An 18,834-nucleotide genomic window follows, 5' to 3' on the forward strand; every position below is an offset into this window, starting at 1 on the left:
CGCGATCGCCGGCAACAGCCCTTCCTGAGCCACAGCCCTCTGCGGCCGAGCTCGGTTCAGGAGCCGCAGGCCCCGGCTCATCGCCGGGGCCGCGTCCTTTTTCGTGGTCAGCGGGTGAAGACCGCGACCGTCCGGGCAGGCACTGTGAAGGTGCCCGAACCAGCCTCGAACGTGGCCGACCTGACGATGTCGTCGGCGCCACCGGCCTGTGTCGGGTGAAGGCCGTAATCGGCCCCCGCGGCCTCCGTCACCGTCTGCTGCTGGACCGTGGTGGTCGCGTTGAAGACGACCACGAGGTCTCCGAGGCGCATCGTGATGACGCCCGGCGTCTCGTCCTCGCCCGAGAGCGGGAACCGGAGCTGATCTTGGACCTCTCCCGTGGTGGACAGGTGGAACTCGGGCTCGTCCGTACGGATCCTCAGCAGATCCTGGAAGGCGGCAGAGGCGCCCTCGACATCCGAGCAGCCGGGCACGGGAGCCGACGACAGCAGCGGCTTGGCGAAGGGCCACTTGTCCTCGTTGTCTGCGGCCGGCGGCAGCCCCCGCGCGAAGCCGTTCCCCGCCTCGCAGTCCCAGTGGATGGCGTTGAACCAGTCGCCGCTGTCGTAGGAGTTGCGGTCCAGCGACTTCGAACGCAGCAGGTCGGTGCCGGCCTGGGAGAGCGAGGGTCCCTGGGAGAGCGCGGCCGTCGCCATCGCGAGGACCTGCATCCGGGAGCGCTCCGTCGTGCTGGTCGCCGCCGGCAGCTTGAAGGCCAGCGCGTCGTAGAGGGTCTCGTTGTCGTGGGCGTCGGAGTAGGCCAGCGCGTCACCGGGAGCTTCCGCGTAGCCGGCCGGCGCGCCGTTGTAGTCGACGTCGGCGCCCCGCACCCGGTTCCCGCGGGTGTCGGTGAACTCGTAGTCGGCGAGATTCCCGGAGAGACCCACCTTGATCAGGTCCTGGTAGTGGAGCAGCCGCGCCCGCTGCTCGGCCGGGGTCCCGTTCGCCTCCGAGGAGTTCGCGTCGGTGTAGAGACCGCTCGCGAAGCCCTGGACGCCTGGGTCCGCGTCGAACGGCGACCCGCCGCGTACGGCGTCGCGTGAGCGGTCGTTGAACGTCGCGATCCCGGTGCCGGCCATGTTCTTCTGGGTGGCCTGCACGAACCGGGCGTCGTCGGCGATCTCGCCGAAGTTCCATCCTTCGCCGTAGAGGATGACCCGCTTCCCGTCGACCCCGTCCTTCGCCGGCGTGAGCGCGTCGAGGGCCTTCCGGACGGCCAGGATGTTGGCCTTGGGATGGTGGCCCATCAGGTCGAAGCGGAAGCCGTCGACCTTGTACGCCTTGGCCCAGGTCACGATCGAGTCGACGACGAGCTTGCCCATCATCGTGTTCTCCGGAGCCGTGTTCGCACAGCAGGTCGAGTTGGCGACCGAGCCGTCGGCGAGGAGCCGCTGGTAGTAGCCGGGCACGATTCTGTCGAGCACCGACGTCCTGGCCTGACCGCTGCTCGTGGTGTGGTTGTAGACGACGTCCATGACCACGCCCAGCCCCTCCTCGTTGAGGGCCTTCACCATCCGTCGGAACTCGACGGTGCGGGCCGTACCGTCCGGGTCGGTGGCGTAAGACCCCTCGGGGACCGTGAAGTGGTAGGGGTCGTAACCCCAGTTGTAGGCGTCCTCGGCGGCGGTCTTCGAGACGCACTCCTGCTGCCGGTCGCTGTCGGCCGCGAAGGACTTCAGGTCGCATCCGGGGGTGGCCTGGTCGGACTTCTTCTCAGGGATCGTGGAGATGTCGAAGGCCGGCAACAGGTGGACGTACGAGGTGCCGGAGTCCGCCAGCTCACGCAGGTGCTTCGAGCCGTCGCTGCCCTTGTCGGTGAAGGCGAGGTAGCGGCCCGGGTGGTCACTGGTCTCGTCCTCGACCGAGAAGTCGCGGATGTGGAGCTCCTGGATCTGGGCGTCCTTCATCGCCACGGCTTTCGGCTTCTTCAGATTCGACCAGCCCTTGGGGGCGAGCGACCTGTCGTCGAGGTCGACGACAAGACTGCGCTCGGAGTCGACCGACAGCGCGACCGAGTAGGGGTCGGTGACCTTGTTGGTCACGACCTTCTGGACGCTCGGCGCCCAGACCTCGACGACGTAGCGGTAGGCCTGGCCGCGCCAGGCGGAGGCCGGCCCGATCACCGACCACACGCCGGTCGCGTCGTCGCGCCGCATGCGCACGCTCTTGTCGCCGAGCTCCAGCTTCACCTCGTGCGCGGTCGGCGCCCACACGGACAGCCTGACCTTGCCTCCCTCGAACACCGGTCCCAGGGAGGCCTTCTTGGCCTTCGCCCCGTAGATGTCGTCGAGGACACCCTGCGTCTGCACGCCGGTGGCCGTGACGAGAGCGCCGTTCGCGATGCGCTGGGTGAGCACGACCTGGCCGGCCAGTGCTTCACGGACACGGTCGCGGTCGCGGGCGTCGACGGTGAACGCCGCGTAGCTCTTCAGGTGCGGGAACCGCGCCAGCTGCTCATCGGAGAGCGACGAGGCCTGGAGCCGAAGCCAGCGCCCCTCACTGCTGAGAGCGCCGCGGTGTCCTGAGCCTGTCGAAGGGTCCTCGACGGTGATACCGCCGTCGCGGTCATAGACCAGCTGGGTGGACAGAGCCGAATCACTCGCCATCTCCCCCGGCAGGACGACGGTGTCGGCGTCGATCCACTGTGCCTGTGCCTTGGTCAGGCCGAGCTCAGGAGCCGAACCGACCGACGGCAGCAGATAGCTGGTCTCCCCCGAGCTGAGCCACACCTCGTGGCCGTAGGTCGTCAGGTCGAGCGAGCGGTCGGTGGGGACGTCCTTCTCGTCTCCCTTGTGGACGATGTAGCTGAGCGACGTCGCGCCCTCGGTCAAGGGCACCTCGAAGGTGACGCCGTAGGCGTCCTCGCCGGTGGGACGCAGCGGCCGGGACCAGTCGGTGGGTTCGGCGGCACCGGTCCAGGTGTGCAGACCCCAGCCGTCGTAGTCGCCGTCGGCCCGGTGCAGATGGATGATCGCCTTCGTCTTGTCGGGCTCCGGGTAGACACCATCCGGTTTGGTGGTGTCCTGACCGTCCCTGCCCGCCTCGATCCAGACCTCGCCGGTCTCGGCGAGGTCGACCGTCCGCTCGCCACCGTCGGCGGAGCCGTCATTGTCGACTGTGTAGGTCACCGAGGAAGCACCTTCGGGGACCTTCACCCAGGCGAAGGCGCCGTAGGCGTCACGGCCGACGAACTCCCCCGTCTGGTCACCGGAACCGAGGGTCCAGCCGGCGTAGTCACCGTCGGCACGCCGGTAGTGCACGACCACGTGGTCGCGGTCGACGGCACTCGGCTCCTCCGCCTCGGGCGCCTGTCCTGCGCTCGTCTCGGCGAGTGCGCTCGCGGTCCTCCCGTCGCGGTCCACCACCACCGCCTTGTAGCGCAGGGCAGTTCCGGCGGACACGGTCTCGGGGACGTACTGGGTGATCTTGTACGGCGCGTGGTCGACCGAGCCGAGCGTGCGCCACTTCCCGTTGCCGACCTGGGCGGCGAAGACGACGCGTGCGTCGGCGCTCTCCCCCGGGTCGGCGGAGAGCGTCACCGTGCCGGTGGCGCCGGCGTCCGGAGCGGTCAGGGACAGGGTCGGCCTCGCCTCAGCAGCGGGGAGCTCACCCTCGGCGCGCAGCACCACCGACGAGAGGGCGGGCACCGTCACGGTGATCTTGCCGCCGGCGGCGGCCGTCTCGGTCTCCTCACCGCCGTAGACGGTGCCGAACGCCGCCGACTCCACCGGCACGGTGACGGTCTTCGCCTCGGTGGCGTTGTTGATCGCGACGACGTACTCGCGGTCCTCGCCGGTGCGCGAGAACGCGTAGACGGAGTCCTTGGCGTAGAGCTCCCGCTGGGCACCGTCGGTCAGCGCGGGATTGTCCTTGCGGAGCTTCGCGAGTGCGGCGATCGATCGGTAGAGCGGGTGCTCGGTGTCGTACGCATCGTCGGCATGGGTCCGCTCGGTGCCGATCTCGTCGTCGTCGAGGTAGTCGGCGACCTTCGACCCGAACATCGTCTGGCGGGCGTCCTTGTCGCCCCCGGCGCCGGTGAAGCCCTGCTCGTCGCCGTAGTAGACGACGGGGTTGCCGCGGGAGAGGAACATCAGCTCGTTGGCGAGCTGGTCGCGTCGCAGCAGCTCGGCCTCCGATGCGTCCGGGTTGTCCGCCTTGATGAAGGTGCCGATCCGGCCCATGTCGTGGTTGCCGAGGAAGTTGACCTGCTCGTACGCGTTCGCCTTGTCGCTCGCGTACTTGTAGTCGTCGGCGAACACCTTTGCGAGCCGGTCGGCCGACGCGCCCCGGGAGGCGTAGGCGCGGGCGGCATCCTGGAACGGGAAGTCGAGGGTGGCGTCGAGGCGGCCACGCGTCACGTACGGCGAGGTGATGTCGGAGTCGGCGGAGAAGACCTCGCCGAACATGAAGAAGTCGTCGCGTCCCCGCTTGGCGGCGTACGCGTCGAGGGCCGTGGCCCACTGGGTCCAGAACTCCAGGTCGACGTGCTTGACGGTGTCGATCCGAAAGCCGTCGATGTCGAAGTCGCGCACCCACCTCTCGTAGATGTCCTTCATCCCCTCGACGACCTCGGGACGCTCCGTCCACAGGTCGTCCAGCCCGCTGAAGTCACCGTAGGTGGTCGACTCGCCCTCCCAGGTGGAGTCGCCGCGGTTGTGGAAGAGGGTCGGGTCGTTGAGCCACGACGGCACCATCTCGCCGGTGTTCGTCGGCATGTAGGGGAACGAGTCCTCGTCGACCTCGGACCCATCATCGCCCGCGGCGTCGTCGAAGGGGCGACCCTTGGTGTCGAGGTAGGGGAAGGCTCCCTTCGGGCGGTAGTCGTACTTCTTCTCGGTGTAGTCGACGGTGTCCGCGGTGTGGTTGGTGATGACGTCGAAGAAGACCTTCATGCCCTTCGCGTGAGCCTCGTCGATGAGGGTCTCGAGGTCGTCGTTCGTGCCGAAGTGCGGGTCGACCTGGGTGAAGTCTGTGATCCAGTAGCCGTGGTAACCCGCCGAGGCGTCCTCGCCCTCACCCTGGACGGGCTTGTTCTTGAAGATCGGCGCCATCCAGATCGCGGTGGTGCCCAGGTCCTTGATGTAGTCGAGACGCTCGGTGAGGCCGTCGAGATCGCCGCCCTGGTAGAAGCCCTTGTCGGACGGGTCGAAGCCGGTCGACATCCGGGAGCCGGTCAGTCCGCCCTCGTCGTTGCCGGTGTCCCCGTTGGCGAACCGGTCGGGCAGCACGAAGTAGAACTGCTCCTTGGTCGCGTCATGGCGGGCCGGCTCGGCGGCCAGCTTCGCGTCCGATGGCGGTCTCGGCGCGGCAGGAGCCGCGGACGCCGACGTGGTCGCGTACAACGATGCCGCCAACAGTGCGGTGGCAAGCATGGCCGCGACGGTCGCCGCCTTGCGGGGCGCGCTGCGTGCGCCGTTTCTTCGATTCACCTCGAGGGCCTCTCTGGATCGTGCGGGGTCATACGTGGATGCCGGCCGTCCGGCGGCTATGGGGGCGGCGCCGGACGACCGGCCGATGGTGACGGGTCAGCCGCAGCTCCTCGCGCCGGTGTGCAGCGCGAGCGCGGTGTTTGACCCGAGGGTGGCGGTGAACTGGCCGGAGTCGTTCACGGTGACGGGGTTGCCCGTCTGTACGTCGCAGTAGCCGCCTGCGGGCAGGGACGTCTCGAAGGTGCGGGTCAACGACGAGGACTCGTGGTTGATCGCGACGTACGCCTTGCTGCCTCGCCCGAACGCGATCTGGTCAGCGCCGTTGTCCCACCAGTCGGTGACGGCCTCGCCGCGTGCGGCGTTGCGGAAGGCGACCATGGAGGAGATCTCGCGCCAGGCGTGCTGGCACTTCCACCCGTCGGAGTAGCAAGCGGCAACCGCACCGCCGCTGGGCGGGCCGGCGTCCCGGTCGCTCCACTCGTAACCGGAGTGCACGTCGGGTGAGCCGTAGGGCCAGGCCAGCATGAAGACGTTCGCCAGCGTGTAGTTGGCGCCGTCCTTGTAGCTGAGGGTGTCGCCACCGCGCTCGGTGTCGTGGTTGTCCACGAAGACGGCCGCACTGCCCGAGGCCATGTGCCCCCAGCCCTCGCCGAAGTTGCTCAGGTAGGCGAGGCTCTCGTTGTTGAAGACCCGCTTGAGGTCGCGGGCGTAGCGGAACTCCTGGACGTCGCCGGTGCCGATGTACTCGGTGGGCGAGACCGCCTCGCCGGCGCCGAAGATCGCCTCCTGCTTCCAATAGGCGTTCGGGTTGGTCAGGCGGGACTTGATGTTGGCGAGGTCGCCCGCCGCCATGTGCTTGGCGGCGTCGATCCGAAAGCCGTCGACGCCCAGGGAGAGCAGGTCGTTCAGGTAGCCGGCGATCTTGCCGCGTACGTAGTCCTCGCCGGTGTCGAGGTCTGCGAGGCCGACCAGCTCGCACTCCTGGACGTTTGTGCGGTCCTGGTAGTTGCTGATCTGCGAGGTGCAGTTGTCCATGTCGGGGGAGGAGTAGAGGCCGGGGTAGTCGTACTTGCTGTAGGACGAGCCGCCGGTGCCGGTGCCCGAGCCTGCTGACATGTGGTTGATGACGGCGTCGGCGACGACCTTCACACCGGCGGCGTGGCAGGTGTCGATCATGTTCTTGAAGGCGTTCCGGTCACCGAGCCGCCCCGCGATCTTGTAGCTGACGGGCTGGTAGGACGTCCACCACTGCCCGCCCTGGATGTGCTCCTGGGGCGGGGAGACCTGGACGTAGCCGTAGCCGGCCGGGCCGAGGGTGTCGGTGCAGGCTTTGGCCACCGAGGCGAAGTTCCACTCGAACATCACCGCGGTGACGTCCTTCTCCCCCGGCGGCGCGGCTTGCGCCTGTGCCGGGAAGGTGAGGGCTGCGGCGGCTCCTGCCATGAGGGCAAGTGCGGCAGCCATGGACTTTCTGGCCATGGTTCCTCCTATGTTTGAGGTTGAGTCTTGCTGCAATGTCTTGCGCAAGCTTTCAGGGCGCTACTTGAGGTACGGGCCGTTCGCGCCGATCTTGCCGGGCGCGGCGTTCGCGCCACCCAGATCGAGGACGTACGCGCGAAGGTTGCCCTTGCCGGGTGCTGCCACCGTGAGCGTGCCGTTGGTGACGGTCTTCACGTCACCGGTGACCGCGTCCTTGTACGTACCGTTCGGGATGTTGCTGTACGTGGCGCCGTCGGTGACGGTGACCAGGGCGAAGCTGTCCACGCCCGCCGAGCTGTCCGTGAACCGCCGCTTGAACGCCATGTTCCCGCTGATGCCGTCCGTCGAGTACTGGCCCATCTGCAGTGCGGGCACGGCCCGCCGGATCAGGTTGAGCCGCTGGACGTGCTTGACCAGGGCTGAGTCCAGCGTGGTGGCCACGGCTCCGGAGGCGCTGTCGACCACGCCGAAGTCCGAAGCGGTGACGGTGCCCTCGACCTTGTCGCCGTAGTAGGCGCGCCCCGTCGTCGCCAACGGGCAGGAGGGCCCGCAGTCGATCTTCTGGCCCTTCTGGAACTCGATCTCGGAGCCGTAGTACAGCGTCGGGATGCCGCGGAACGTCCACATCAGGGACATGTTCTCGGCCCATGCGTCGGTGCCACCGGTGTAGCGCTCACTGCTCTTGTTCGGCCCGTAGTCATGGCTGTCGACGTAGACGACGTTGTAGGTGGCGTCGTTCGTCGAGTCGTCGGAGTCCTTACCGTTGTGGAAGGCGTTGGACGCGTCGCCGAAGTTCATGTGCATGCGCATGTCGATGATGTTCATGCCGGAGAACTTGCTGTGGTCGGGCGCGTGGTAGCTGTTGCCGTCGAGGAAGGCGTTGGTCGAGGTGGGCTGGTTGCCGGTGCCCATGCCGTTCTCATAGTCGAACTGCTCGATGGCAGCCACCTCGTCGTCGGCCGAGTACTCCCTGCGTTCCTTCCAGGTGAAGAACTGCGCGGAGTGGTTGACCGAGCCACGGTTCCACTTGTCGTTGACGAAAGCGGCCACCTCGCCGAAGACGAAGAAGTCCTTCGCCTTCTCGGCCCCGAACTGCTGGGTGACGCGCTCCTGGATCGCGGGCAGGAACCGGCGGTTCCAGGTGACCCGCGGGATGTGTACGGCGGTGTCGACGCGGAAGCCGTCGACCCCCATGTCGATGTACTTGTTGTAGGCGCCGATCAGATAGTTCTGGACCTGCGCGTTCTCGGTGTTGAGGTCGGCGAGATCCTCGTGCAGCCAGCATGAGCGGGAGTCCTCGCCCTCCCAGTTGCCGATCCAGCACTGGTGGTACAGAGACGCGGGGAACATGCCCGACGTCGGGCTCGGCCACTGGCAGTTGTAGATGGTGTAGCCCTCGGGGCTCTTGCCGCCTGTGGGCACGCCCCAGTTGAGGCAGGTGTTGCCGCTCGGCTCGGCGGTCGACCACAGGTCGCCGTTGTAGTAGGACTTGCCCGAGACCGGCTCCACAGTGAGCCCGTCGTACTCGAAACCGTCCTGCAACTGGTCGTAGTACCAGCTCCACTGGCTGTCCCGGACGCCGTAGACCGTTGGGGTGAACAGGTCCTTGGCGCCCCATCGCGAGGAGTGGTTGTAGACGACGTCCTGGTAGATCTTCATTCCTTTGGCGTGGGCGGCGTCGATCAGGTCCTGGTAGGAGGCGCCGGCAGACTCGAGGCGCGGGTCGACCTTGTAGAAGTCGTAGCCGTGGTAGCCGTGGTAGTCGTAGTCGGAGCGGTTCAAGACGACCGGAGTGACCCAGACCGCGGACATGCCGAGGCCCTTGATGTAGTCGAGCTTCTCGACCAGGCCCTTGAAGTCACCGCGGAACATGGGGTCGTTGTTGGCCGCGTTGCCGGACTTCACGTGCTGGCTGCCGCCGCGGTTGTTGGAGCTGTCGCCGTCGTAGAAGCGAGCGGTGAGGACGAAGTAGATCGGGTCCTTGCGGGGGTCGCCGCCGAGCGGGGTGCCCGTGCCCTGCTCGGGCTGATCGCCGGTGGTGGCCTGCGCCTCCGCGCTCGCGGCCGACAGGTTGCCCGCCGCGTCCAACGCCTTGACCGTGTACACGTACGCCGTGCCCTCCTCGAGTCCCGTGTCGGAGAAGACGGTCGACGTCGCGGAGATGACAGAGGTGCCGGCTGTACCACCGGTGCGAGTGATCTGGTAGCCCGTCACACCCGTGTCATCGGTGGCGGCGTCCCAGGTGAGGACGATGGAGGTGCCGGTGGCAGCGGCACCGACATTGCCCGGTGCGGACGGGGCAGTGGTGTCGGGGTCGGCGGCCGCGCAGGGGTCATCGGCACTCTTGGTGGCCGTCCCGGCCCTGACGGTGTTGATGCCGGCGCCGAGCTGGTAGTTGGCGCCGTTGTTGTTGTCCCAGGTGCCGTTCCCGTTGTTGAAGGTCGCCTGCCACGTGGTGGCGCTGCCGAGGTCGACGGTCCTCTTCACCCACCCGGTGCAGCCAGCCTCCAAGCCGATGCCGGGGGCAGTCGTCCATGCGCCGCCGGCCGGGCCCCAGTGCAGGTTGTAGGTGCTCCAGCTGACGCTCGTCGTTTCGTAGTAGACGGTCGCGGCGTTTCCCTCGGGCGATGGCTCGTCGGCGCAAGGGTCGCTGTGGGCGACGACGCCGTCCTTGACGGTGACCACGCCGGTGCCCAGCTGGTAGTTGCTGCCGCCGTTGTTGTCCCAGGTGCCGCTGCCGTTGTTGAAGGTCGCCTGCCAGGCGGTGGCGGCGCCGAGGTCCACGGTCCCCTTCACCCAACCGGCACAGCCGGCCTCCATGCCGACGCCGGGCGCGGTCGTCCACGCGCCGCCGGCCGGGGCCCAGTGCAGGTTGTAGGCCGACCAGTCCGTACTGGTCGTGGAGAAGTAGACGGTCGCCGTGTTGGCGGTCGTGGCGCTCACCTTCGCCGCGCCGGCCGATGCGCCAGGCAGCAACGTGACCAGGAGAGCGATCAGCACGGTGAACACTCGGCCGGCCGGAGCCGGGCGTAGGAACAGATTCATAAGAGCTCCTCGGTGGGGGCCGCAACGGGGATGCATCTTGCTGCAAGATCTTGCAGACAGACGGTAGAGTGATCTGCATCACACGTCAACCCCGTTGACCTGCGCACCTTTGAACCGCGCCACCAGGAGGAGTCTGACGGCGCAAGAATTTGCGCAACCTTTCAGCGCGTCAGGCGGAGGCGAGCACCAGTCCGCTGGTGGGGACGCCGGTGCCGGCGGTGACGAGGACATGGGCGGCGCCGGCGACCTGGTTCACCGAGGTGCCGCGCACCTGGCGTACGGCCTCGGCGACCCCGTTCATGCCGTGCAGGTAGGCCTCGCCGAGCTGGCCGCCATGGGTGTTGACCGGCAGCCGGCCACCGAGCTCGATGGCTCCGTCACGTACGAAGTCGCTCGCCTCTCCCCTGCCGCAGAAACCGAGCTCTTCGAGCTGCATGAGTACGTAGGGGGTGAAGTGGTCGTAGAGGACCGCGGTGTCCATGTCGGCCGGGGTCAGGCCGGACTGGCGCCAGAGACCCTTGGCGACGACGCCCATCTCCGGGATGCCGATCTCGTCGCGGTAGTAGGAGGTCATCACGTACTGGTCGGCGGCGCTTCCCTGGGCGGCGGCCGCGATGTGAGCCGGCGGGTTGGGCAGGTCGCGGGCCCGCTCGGTGCTGGTGATGACCATCGCGACCGCGCCGTCGGACTCCTGGCAGCAGTCGAGCAGGTGCAGCGGGTCGGCGATCATCCGAGAGGCCTGGTGGTCCTCGAGGGTGATCGGCTTCTGGTAGAAGAACGCGTTGGGATTGGTCGCGGCGTGGCGCCGGTCGGCGACCGCGACGGCCCCGAAGTCCGCGCTGGTGGCGCCGTAGTCGTGCATGTAGCGGCGCGCCTGCATGGCCACCGTCGCGGCGGGCGTGCTGAGGCCGTAGGGGTAGGTCCAGGCGTTGTCGAGGCCGTTGGTGTTGACCTGCTGCGAGGCCCAGGACTGCACCTGGCCGAACCGCTGGCCGGAGCGCTCGTTGAAGCCGCGGTAGGCGACCACCACGTCCGCGACTCCGGTCGAGACCGCCATCGCGGCCTGCTGGATCGTCGCGCAGGCCGCGCCACCGCCGTAGTTGATCCGGGAGAAGAACCTCAGGTCGCCGAGGCCGAGCTCGCGCGCGAGCGCGATCTCGGAGCTGGTGTCCATGGTGAACGTGGTCAGCCCGTCGACGTCGCCCGGGGTGAGGCCGGCGTCCTTCAGGGCCGCTCTGGTCGCCTCGACCGAGAGCTGGAGCTCCGACCTTCCCGACTCCTTGGAGAACTCCGTCGCGCCGATGCCGACGATCGCCGCGTCCATGCTCATCGCGCTCCCCCCGTGGTCGAAGCCCTGTACCCGGTGGTCGAAGCCCTGTCCCCGGTGGTCGAAGCCCTGTCCCCGGTGGTCGAGCCTGTCGAGACCTTCACCGTGCCGGTCACATGCGCCCCGAGCGACACCTCGCCCCTGACGTCGATCGTGGCGATCCCGTCGGTGACGTCACTGACCTCACCGGAGAAGGAAAGCGTGTCGTAGGGATAGGCGGGAGCGCCGAGCCGGATCGCGATGCCCTTGATCTGCACGTCGGGGCCGGCCCAGTCGGTGACGTAGCGCTCGCACAGCGCCGTCGAGGTCAGGATGTTCATGAAGATGTCCTTCGAGCCGGCCGCCTGGGCGCGGTCGCGGTCGTGGTGCACGTCTTGGAAGTCCCGGGTCGCGATCGCCGTCGAGACGACCAGTGTCGGGGTGATCGGGAGCTCCCAGACCGGGATCTCGTCGCCAGCCTTCATCACGGCCTCCCTTCGACAGGCTCAGGACATCGCCTCCAGACCGGGAGCGTCAGCTCCTCATCGATGACGTTCCAGTCGACGACCAGGCGCTCGCCGATCCGCAGGCCGTCCTCGCCCTCGGACGACACGCCGGTCACCTCGGCCACCATGCGTACGCCCTCGGGCAGGTCGAGCAGGGCCACGACCAGCGGAAGCTCCTTGCCGGGCAGCTTCGGCGCATGGACGACGGTGAACGAGTAGACCGTGCCCTCACCGCTGGCAACGACATGACCGCGGTCGTACGCATCGCACCTCTGACACGCCGGGCCCGGCGGGTGGCGCAGGGCACCGCAGGCGTTGCAGCTCTGGATCCTCAGCTCCTGCTTGGCGGTTCCTTCGAAGAAGTACGCGTTGTCGCGCCCGATCACGGGCCGCACGGGGCCGCTCATGAGATCGATCCGCTTCCGCCGGCATTTTCCCGCCATGGCGTGGATGTGCGAGCCGATCCGTTCCGCGCGACGCGCATTTTCCCGCCATGGCGGGAAAATGCACCGCCGCGCTCAGACCCGCTCATCTCTTGTCCTCGCTTTCGACTCGTGGGACGAATTTCAGCACGCGGAACAGCATCGTGGCGACCCGCTCGCTGTGCCCATCCTCGTGGCGCACGTACCAGGTGCTCCTGGAGGTCACGAAGTAGCCGACGCCCATGCCGGTGCTCTTCGGCCCGGCGACGGAGTCGAGCGCCGTGGTGACCCGGACCTGCTCGCCGACGCACAGATAGCGGTCGTAGCTCTGCTCGGAGTTGGTGCCGAGGACGCCGGTGAAGCCGGCGTCGGAGAGCACGTTCATCATCGCGTGGAGAGGGTCTCGGTCGGGGTGCTTCCCGCCTTGGCCGTACATCGTCCAGACCTGCGCCATCGACGGCGGCGCCTCACCCTGGTGGAACCGCTCGGACTCCAGGCACATCGCCTCGAGCCAGTTGTTGATCGTGGGCTGGTTGACCAGGTCGCGGGCGTCGCGCTCGGCGGCCTCGCCCCACGCCTTGACCTCCTCGGCGGCGGCCATGATCTTCTCGTGGACGGCCTCGTCCACCAGGCTGTGCACATCTCGGGGCTTCTCGCTCATCGCGGGACCCTCGGCATCCCCAGTCCGAACATCGCGATCAGCTCCCGCTGGACCTCCTGGACGCCGCCGCCGAAGGTGAGCACGAGGTTCCGCTTGGCCTGTGCGTCGAGATAGTCGAGCAGGCTCTTCGTCACGGGGTCGCCGGGGTCGCCATGGCGATGGACGAGGGCGATCAGGTCGGCGAGCAGGTGCTGGACCTGGTCGGCCGCGAAGACCTTCGACGAGGACGCGTCGGCGACCTCGATGTCCCCGGCCTCCGCGGCCTTGGCGACCGCCCAGTTGAGCAGCTCGTTGACCCGGAAGACGGCGGTGGCCTCCCCCAACAGCGCGCGTACGTCCGGGCTGTCGGTGATGCCCTGGGCCTGCGCCCAGCCGACGACCCGGTCGCGCAGACCCTCGATCCGGCCGGCCGGGCCGAGCATGACGCGCTCGTGGTTGAGCTGGGTCGTGATCAGCTTCCAGCCCTTGTTCTCCTCCCCCACGAGCATGTCGACGGGGACGCGGACGTCGTTGAAGTAGGTCGCGTTGACGTGGTGTGAGCCGTCGGCGGTGATGATCGGGGTCCAGGAGAAGCCCGGGTCGGTGGTGTCGACGATCAGGATCGAGATGCCCTTGTGCTTGGGAGCGTCGGGGTCCGTGCGCACCGCCAGCCAGATGTAGTCGGCGGAGTGACCGCCCGTGGTCCACAGCTTCTGGCCGTTGACGACGTAGTAGTCCCCGGTGGTCGAGCCTGTCGAGACCAGCCGCGCGGTGGTGCGCAGCGAGGCAAGGTCGGTGCCGGCCTCGGACTCTGAGTAGCCGATCGCGAAGTGCACGTCGCCCGCGAGGATCCGGCTGAGGAACATGTCCTTCTGCTTGTCGGTGCCGTAGCGGATCAGGGTCGGTCCGACCGTCTGCAGGGTCACCGAGGGCAGGTGCACGTCGGCGTACTGCGCCTCGTTGGCGAAAATCGTCTGCTCGACCTCGCCGAGGCCGTGGCCGCCGTACTCCTTTGGCCAGCCGACCCCCATCCAGCCGTCGTCGCCCAGCTGCTTGATCAGCTTCTGGTACGTCGGGCCGTGGCGGTCCCAGGAGCCCTCGGGACCAGGATCGCCGGGGCCGTCGTCGTGCGAGAGGCCCGCGAAATAGCTTCTGACCTCGGACTTCAGGGTGCGCTGAGCCGCGGTGAGCTCGAGGTTCTTGGCCTCCTCGGTCTCGACCGGTACGGCCCCGGCCGGGGTGTCGATCAGGTGGGCGAGGTCGGTGCCCCAGGTGGTGAACGCGAGCAGCGGGTAGGTCACGTCCACGCCCATCCCACCGTGCAGGTGGTGGCAGGTGCGGAACGCCGACGGCGCGACCTGGCTGGCCCAGTAGGCGGCCACCTTCAGATCGGCCGCGGCGGCGCCGTCACGCGAGAGGGCGGCGACCGCGTTGTCGGCGGCGAGGTCGAGGGTGCGGGAGGTGACGTAGACGTCCGCCATCTGCAGTGCGACCGCTTGGAACTCCGCCAGGGCGCGGCCGAACTGCTGCCGGCCGGAGACATAGGCCGCGGTGAGGTCGCGAGCACCGGCCAGCACCCCCGACGCGGTGACCGCCAGTCCCGCCGTCGCCAGCCCGGTCAGGGTCTCGTACGCACCCGCTCCCAGCACCTCGGCAGGTGCACCCTCGAGCACGACGGTGTGCTGCGGCACCTGCCCCGAGGTGCTCGCCGGGACCAGGCTGACGCCGGGGCCGGCCGGGTCGACGAGCGCGACCACCTGCTCCTGGGAGTCCGTGTCGGTGGCGGTGACCAGCAGTCGCGAGCTCTCGGCGGCGTACGTCACCCCGGTCTTGCGACCGCTCACGCTGCCGTCCCGGTAGGTCGCCGAAGGCGTCTGCGGGCGTCCGGGCTCGAGCCACGCCGGGGTCAGCAGCGTCTGACCGCTCGCCACCCCAGGCAGGATCGCGGCCTGCTGCTCCGGCGTCCCGTGGCGGGCGAGCGTCAGCGCGCCTACCATCAACGTCTCCCAGACCGGGACCCGCGCCGCCTGGCGCCCGGCCTCCCGCAGCAGTACCGCGATCTCGGCCGGTCCGCACCCTTCGCCGCCGTGGGCCTCGGGCACAGGCAGCGCGGTCAGGCCGGCGTTCGCCCAGGCCGACCAGTCACCCCGGTCGGACTCCCGGGCGAGGACCTCGGCCACCACGCTGCGTACGGCATCGAGCGTCTCGTCTCCCATGCCGAAACTGTAACGCGTTCTAGTTTTTCTGGCCACTACTAGTGGCCGAACTAGTGGCCGGCGACCACGCCGGCCAGGCCCATCGCCTCGGAGTGGAAGCTGAACCGGGCCACCTCACCCACCCAGGGGCGGAACTCGCTGACCCGCAAGGCGTCCTCGGCGTCGGCCCCGCCCTCGTCGGGAATCTCGGGCGACTGCACCACGTCATGGATCCGCCGCCAGCCCACGCAGACGTCACAACGCGCCGTCGTTGCTCGGCGGCGGCTCGAGTGGGGTCCGTTCAGGTCGTGCAGATGCCGACTCTGCAGGTCATCCACCAAGGCGCCCAACGTGTGCCCCTGATGGTCGGGCGAGAGCATCTCGGCCAGGAGCTCGGTGCCCTGCCGTGGTGCGCCCACCAGAACGGACAGCAGCGTCGCGGCGGCCCGGCGGGCGGCGTGCACGTCATCACCGAGGATGCCCTCTTCCTCCTCCATCCCCAGGCCCGATGTCAGGCGCAGCAGCTGGTAGAGGTTCAGGAAGCGCTTGACCGCTCGCGGTGTCTCCTGGGCGGCGGCGAGCGGTCGCAGGTAGTCCCACTCCCGGGGCGTCACCGTGAGCTGCAGCGCGGGGCGCTGCTCGTCCGGATGCGCTCGCCCGGCGGTGCCACCAGCTGCCGCGGTGTCGGGCACATCCGTGCCCGGGTGTTCGATGTTCGGGTCGGCCAGGTCGTTCTTCCGCACCAGCTCGCTGAAGTACTCCTCGGCGTTGGAGGCGTTCATGGGCCTCAGGGCGTACGGGATCTGGATGATCTTGTCGAGGAAGTCCAACGGGTCGCCGATCCCGTCACGCAGCCGCCCGCCCACCTCCGAGTCGTCCGGAACGGGGCGACCACTCGGCTCGAGCTCTCGCAGGGAGCGCCGCAGCCAGCGAGGATCGACGCTGACCACGGCGACGAAGAGCCTCGTCGCCTGCAGCAGGTTGAGGGTGTGCAGCACCTCGAGAACCCGCTCGGGACGACACCGGTCGAGATCGTCGACGTGCAGGACGATCCTGCGGATCCGGATGTCGTCGGCGGCCGCTTGAGAGGCCAGCGAGCCGTTACGGCTCAGGCCGCTCGCTTCGGCCAGCTCCTCGAACTGGTCCTGAAGCACCCCGACCACTCCGCGTTGGACGTTGCGCTCGGCCGCCCGCTCCGGATCGTTGAGGATGGTCTCGAGATCTGCCACCGCCGCGGTGGTCGGGCGCGCTTCGGTCTTCTTCAGCCGCTCGTCGACGCGCCCGATCTCGGCATCGACCCCGGCCGCGACGAACCCGACCAGCCAGGACGCCCCGGAGCGCACCTTCTTGTGGATGGCCGCCGCCTTCGGTACGCCTTCGAGGGCGGCCGCCCATACCGTGGAGACGACCAGGAGCGCCGGCGCCGAACGCAGGACGATGTCGGCCCAGGCACGCATCCGGGTGCCTGCCGCGACGCCCCACACCTCCCAGCCGAGCACCGCGGCCAGGGCGATCAGGAACAACGCACCGCTGCCGGCGACCAGGCCGCGCATCACCTTGTGGTTGCGACCGAGGACGAGGTCGGGCAGCGTACGCAGCGCGATCAGCGCCGCGCGCGGGCGCTGCACCACCGAGTTGGTCCGCAGAGCGTCCTGGGTGCGCTCGAGCCGGCTCCTCGTCGCCGTCAGGGCCTTGCGCTCCTCGACCTGCTCGCGCCAGGTCGACTCGCTCGACTCACCCTCGGAGACGCGGCGTTCCAGGTAGCGGGTGAGCGACTCGAAGATCGCTCGCGACATCCCGACCATGACGTGGGTGTCGCTGTAGTGCCACGGGTTGAACTCCACCACGTCGACGCTGGTGTGGAAGGTCGCGGGATCCTCCGCGGGGAGCTCCACCTCGACCTTCCTCTTGAGAAGACGCATGAAGGTCGACTTCCCGCCACCCCAGGGCGCCAGCAGCGCGATCGCCAGCGGCGGCTCGGTGGACCTGGCGGCGATCATCCGGCCGAGAGCGTCGACGTCGCTGTCGACGCCGAGCAGATCGCTCTCCGCGGGCCCGTCCTCGAGCGGCACCGCATGGCGGTGTGCGGCGAGCCGCAGTCGCGGCCGCCGCTCCAGCGGCTTCACCGCGACGTCTCGGCGTGCCTCCTCCGCCCAGGCGAGCAGCCGTCGGGCATGGTCGCTGTAGCGGCTGTGCGCGCCGAACGTGCTCGAGTGCTCGAGCTTGTCGACGTTCTCCTCGTAGAGCGCGATCGCCTGATCGAACTTGCGGACGTCGGCGTACGCGCTGGCCAGGTCCTGCCGAGCCCGGACCTCGTCGATCGTCCGATACGTCCCATCGATCACGTCCTTGAGGTGTTCCTCGTAGACACGGACCTGTCGGGTCGGGTCCTCCAGGAGAAGTCGATAGGCCCGGGACATCTCGGCCCGCGCGCTGCGCGCCTGCCAGCTCGTCGCTCCGTGCGCGGTCACAGCATCGGAGTGATGGTCCACGAACACCTGAGCGCACAGCCCGGCCCGGAACTGGCGCGTACCGGCGTCCGACTCGCCGAGCTCGCTGCGCGGCGCCAGCAGCAGGGCCCGGGCCAGGGTCCACCGAGCATCCTTCGCATCCTGATGGTAGGCGCCGACCTGCTCCTTCGTACGCCGAAGGATGGCCCGCAGGGACGCTACGCCGCCGTCCGCGCTCTGCCCGTGACTCCCCAGATCGGTCCTCGCGGTGTCGTTCGCTGCGGGGGTTGCGCCGTCGTCTGGCACGTGTGCTCCTGAGTCCTCGAGATCGGCCACAGCAACCTAGCGGCCCGCAGGGCCGCGCGTCAGGCGAACACGCGCATTCCGGAGCAGGTGCAGCAGGCGCTAGCGAGGCAGGCCGAGCAGGTGTTCGGCGGCGACGTTGCGGAGCACCTGGGTGGTGCCGCCGGCGATGGAGAGGCAGCGGGTCAGCTGGGACTGGTGCAGGTCGAGTCGCACCTGCGGGTCGTCGGTGAGCGCCAACGGCCCGAGCAGGTCGACCACGAGCTCGGAGGCGTCCTGGCGGTTGCGGACGGTCAGCAGCTTGGCCACCGACGACCCCGCCCCGGGACCATGGCCGGCGAGCGCCTTGAGGATGGAGCGGACACCGAGCAGCGAGCACACGGTCGAGAGCGCGACCGCATGGCCGACCCGGGCCAGATCGGCCTCGCCGCGTCCTTCGACCAGCGAGACGGCACGCTCGACACTGCCGCCGAGGTTGGTCGAGGCCATCGCGACCCGTTCGTTGGCCAGCGTCGTCCGTGCCAAGCGCCAGCCGCCGTCGACCTTGCCCACGACGAGCTCGTCAGGCACGAGCACCCCGTCGAGGAAGACCTCGTTGAAGAGGGCGTCGCCGGTGAGCTCGCGCAGCGGACGTACGTCGATCCCCTCGCTGCGCATGTCCACGAGGAAGTAGGTGATGCCCTTGTGCTTGGGAGCGTCCGGATTCGTCCGCGCCAGGCAGATCGCCCAGTCGGCGTCGGTGGCCAGAGAGGTCCACACCTTCTGGCCGGTGAGCCTCCACCCGCCATCGACGCGCTCCGCGCGGGTGGCCAGCGAAGCCAGGTCGGAACCGGCACCGGGTTCGCTGAAGAGCTGGCACCAGATGATCTCGCCGCGCAGCGAGGCGTCGACGAACCGCTCTCGTTGGGCGTCGGTGCCGTGCTCGAGGATGGTTGGCACGGCCCAGCCCGCGATCTTGATGTCGGGAAGTTCGACGCCGGCCGCCGTGAGCTCCTCGTCGATCACCAGCTGCTCGACGGG

10 protein-coding genes are annotated in these 18,834 nt (G+C 68.7%); all 10 read right to left on the reverse strand.

From position 1 onward, the window contains the following. Nucleotides 1-107 precede the first annotated feature (107 nt). On the reverse strand, nt 108-5,468 hold the full coding sequence (pulA, locus tag ACRDPS_RS11430; protein WP_431501757.1) for a pullulanase-type alpha-1,6-glucosidase: 5,361 nt from the start codon (nt 5,466-5,468) through the stop codon (nt 108-110). Nucleotides 5,469-5,564: 96 nt separating this feature from the next. After that, nucleotides 5,565-6,947, reverse strand: coding sequence for an alpha-amylase (locus ACRDPS_RS11435; RefSeq protein ID WP_431501758.1), 1,383 nt, complete (start codon nt 6,945-6,947; stop codon nt 5,565-5,567). 60 nt (nt 6,948-7,007) lie between these two features. Further along, nucleotides 7,008-9,992, reverse strand: coding sequence for a carbohydrate binding domain-containing protein (locus ACRDPS_RS11440; RefSeq protein ID WP_431501759.1), 2,985 nt, complete (start codon nt 9,990-9,992; stop codon nt 7,008-7,010). 169 nt (nt 9,993-10,161) lie between these two features. Continuing rightward, nucleotides 10,162-11,322, reverse strand: a complete 1,161-nt coding sequence (locus ACRDPS_RS11445) for a lipid-transfer protein (RefSeq protein ID WP_431501760.1) — start codon at nt 11,320-11,322, stop codon at nt 10,162-10,164. Continuing rightward, nucleotides 11,319-11,783 carry a MaoC family dehydratase gene (locus ACRDPS_RS11450; RefSeq protein ID WP_431501761.1) on the reverse strand — a complete coding sequence of 155 codons (465 nt, stop codon included), beginning with the start codon at nt 11,781-11,783 and terminating at the stop codon, nt 11,319-11,321. Before ACRDPS_RS11450 ends, ACRDPS_RS11445 begins: the two co-directional genes overlap by 4 nt. After that, entirely contained in the window at nt 11,783-12,211 is a 429-nt protein-coding gene (locus ACRDPS_RS11455; RefSeq protein ID WP_431501762.1) for a Zn-ribbon domain-containing OB-fold protein, read from the reverse strand. Before ACRDPS_RS11455 ends, ACRDPS_RS11450 begins: the two co-directional genes overlap by 1 nt. Before the next feature lie 121 nt (nt 12,212-12,332). Beyond that, nucleotides 12,333-12,887, reverse strand: a complete 555-nt coding sequence (locus tag ACRDPS_RS11460) for an FAS1-like dehydratase domain-containing protein (RefSeq protein ID WP_431501763.1) — start codon at nt 12,885-12,887, stop codon at nt 12,333-12,335. Beyond that, nucleotides 12,884-15,082: an acyl-CoA dehydrogenase gene (locus ACRDPS_RS11465; protein ID WP_431501764.1), complete on the reverse strand. Its 2,199-nt coding sequence runs from the start codon at nt 15,080-15,082 to the stop codon at nt 12,884-12,886. Before ACRDPS_RS11465 ends, ACRDPS_RS11460 begins: the two co-directional genes overlap by 4 nt. A 50-nt stretch (nt 15,083-15,132) precedes the next feature. Then, a complete protein-coding gene (locus ACRDPS_RS11470; protein WP_431501765.1) occupies nt 15,133-17,817 on the reverse strand; it encodes a P-loop NTPase fold protein in 2,685 nt (894 codons plus the stop codon). Nucleotides 17,818-17,916: 99 nt separating this feature from the next. Next, the coding region (locus tag ACRDPS_RS11475; protein ID WP_431501766.1) for an acyl-CoA dehydrogenase family protein at nt 17,917-18,834 on the reverse strand (918 nt) is incomplete at its 5' end.

This window comes from Nocardioides sp., from assembly GCF_050699375.1.
Lineage (GTDB): Bacteria > Actinomycetota > Actinomycetes > Propionibacteriales > Nocardioidaceae > Nocardioides.

Excerpts from the sequence above, each read along its gene's own strand:
- ACRDPS_RS11435 (WP_431501758.1), bottom strand. The coding sequence starts at position 6,947 with ATGGCCAGAAAGTCCATGGCTGCCGCACTTGCCCTCATGGCAGGAGCC.
- ACRDPS_RS11440 (WP_431501759.1), bottom strand. The coding sequence starts at position 9,992 with ATGAATCTGTTCCTACGCCCGGCTCCGGCCGGCCGAGTGTTCACCGTG.
- ACRDPS_RS11445 (WP_431501760.1), bottom strand. The coding sequence starts at position 11,322 with ATGAGCATGGACGCGGCGATCGTCGGCATCGGCGCGACGGAGTTCTCC.
- ACRDPS_RS11450 (WP_431501761.1), bottom strand. The coding sequence starts at position 11,783 with ATGAAGGCTGGCGACGAGATCCCGGTCTGGGAGCTCCCGATCACCCCG.
- ACRDPS_RS11455 (WP_431501762.1), bottom strand. The coding sequence starts at position 12,211 with ATGAGCGGCCCCGTGCGGCCCGTGATCGGGCGCGACAACGCGTACTTC.
- ACRDPS_RS11460 (WP_431501763.1), bottom strand. The coding sequence starts at position 12,887 with ATGAGCGAGAAGCCCCGAGATGTGCACAGCCTGGTGGACGAGGCCGTC.
- ACRDPS_RS11465 (WP_431501764.1), bottom strand. The coding sequence starts at position 15,082 with ATGGGAGACGAGACGCTCGATGCCGTACGCAGCGTGGTGGCCGAGGTC.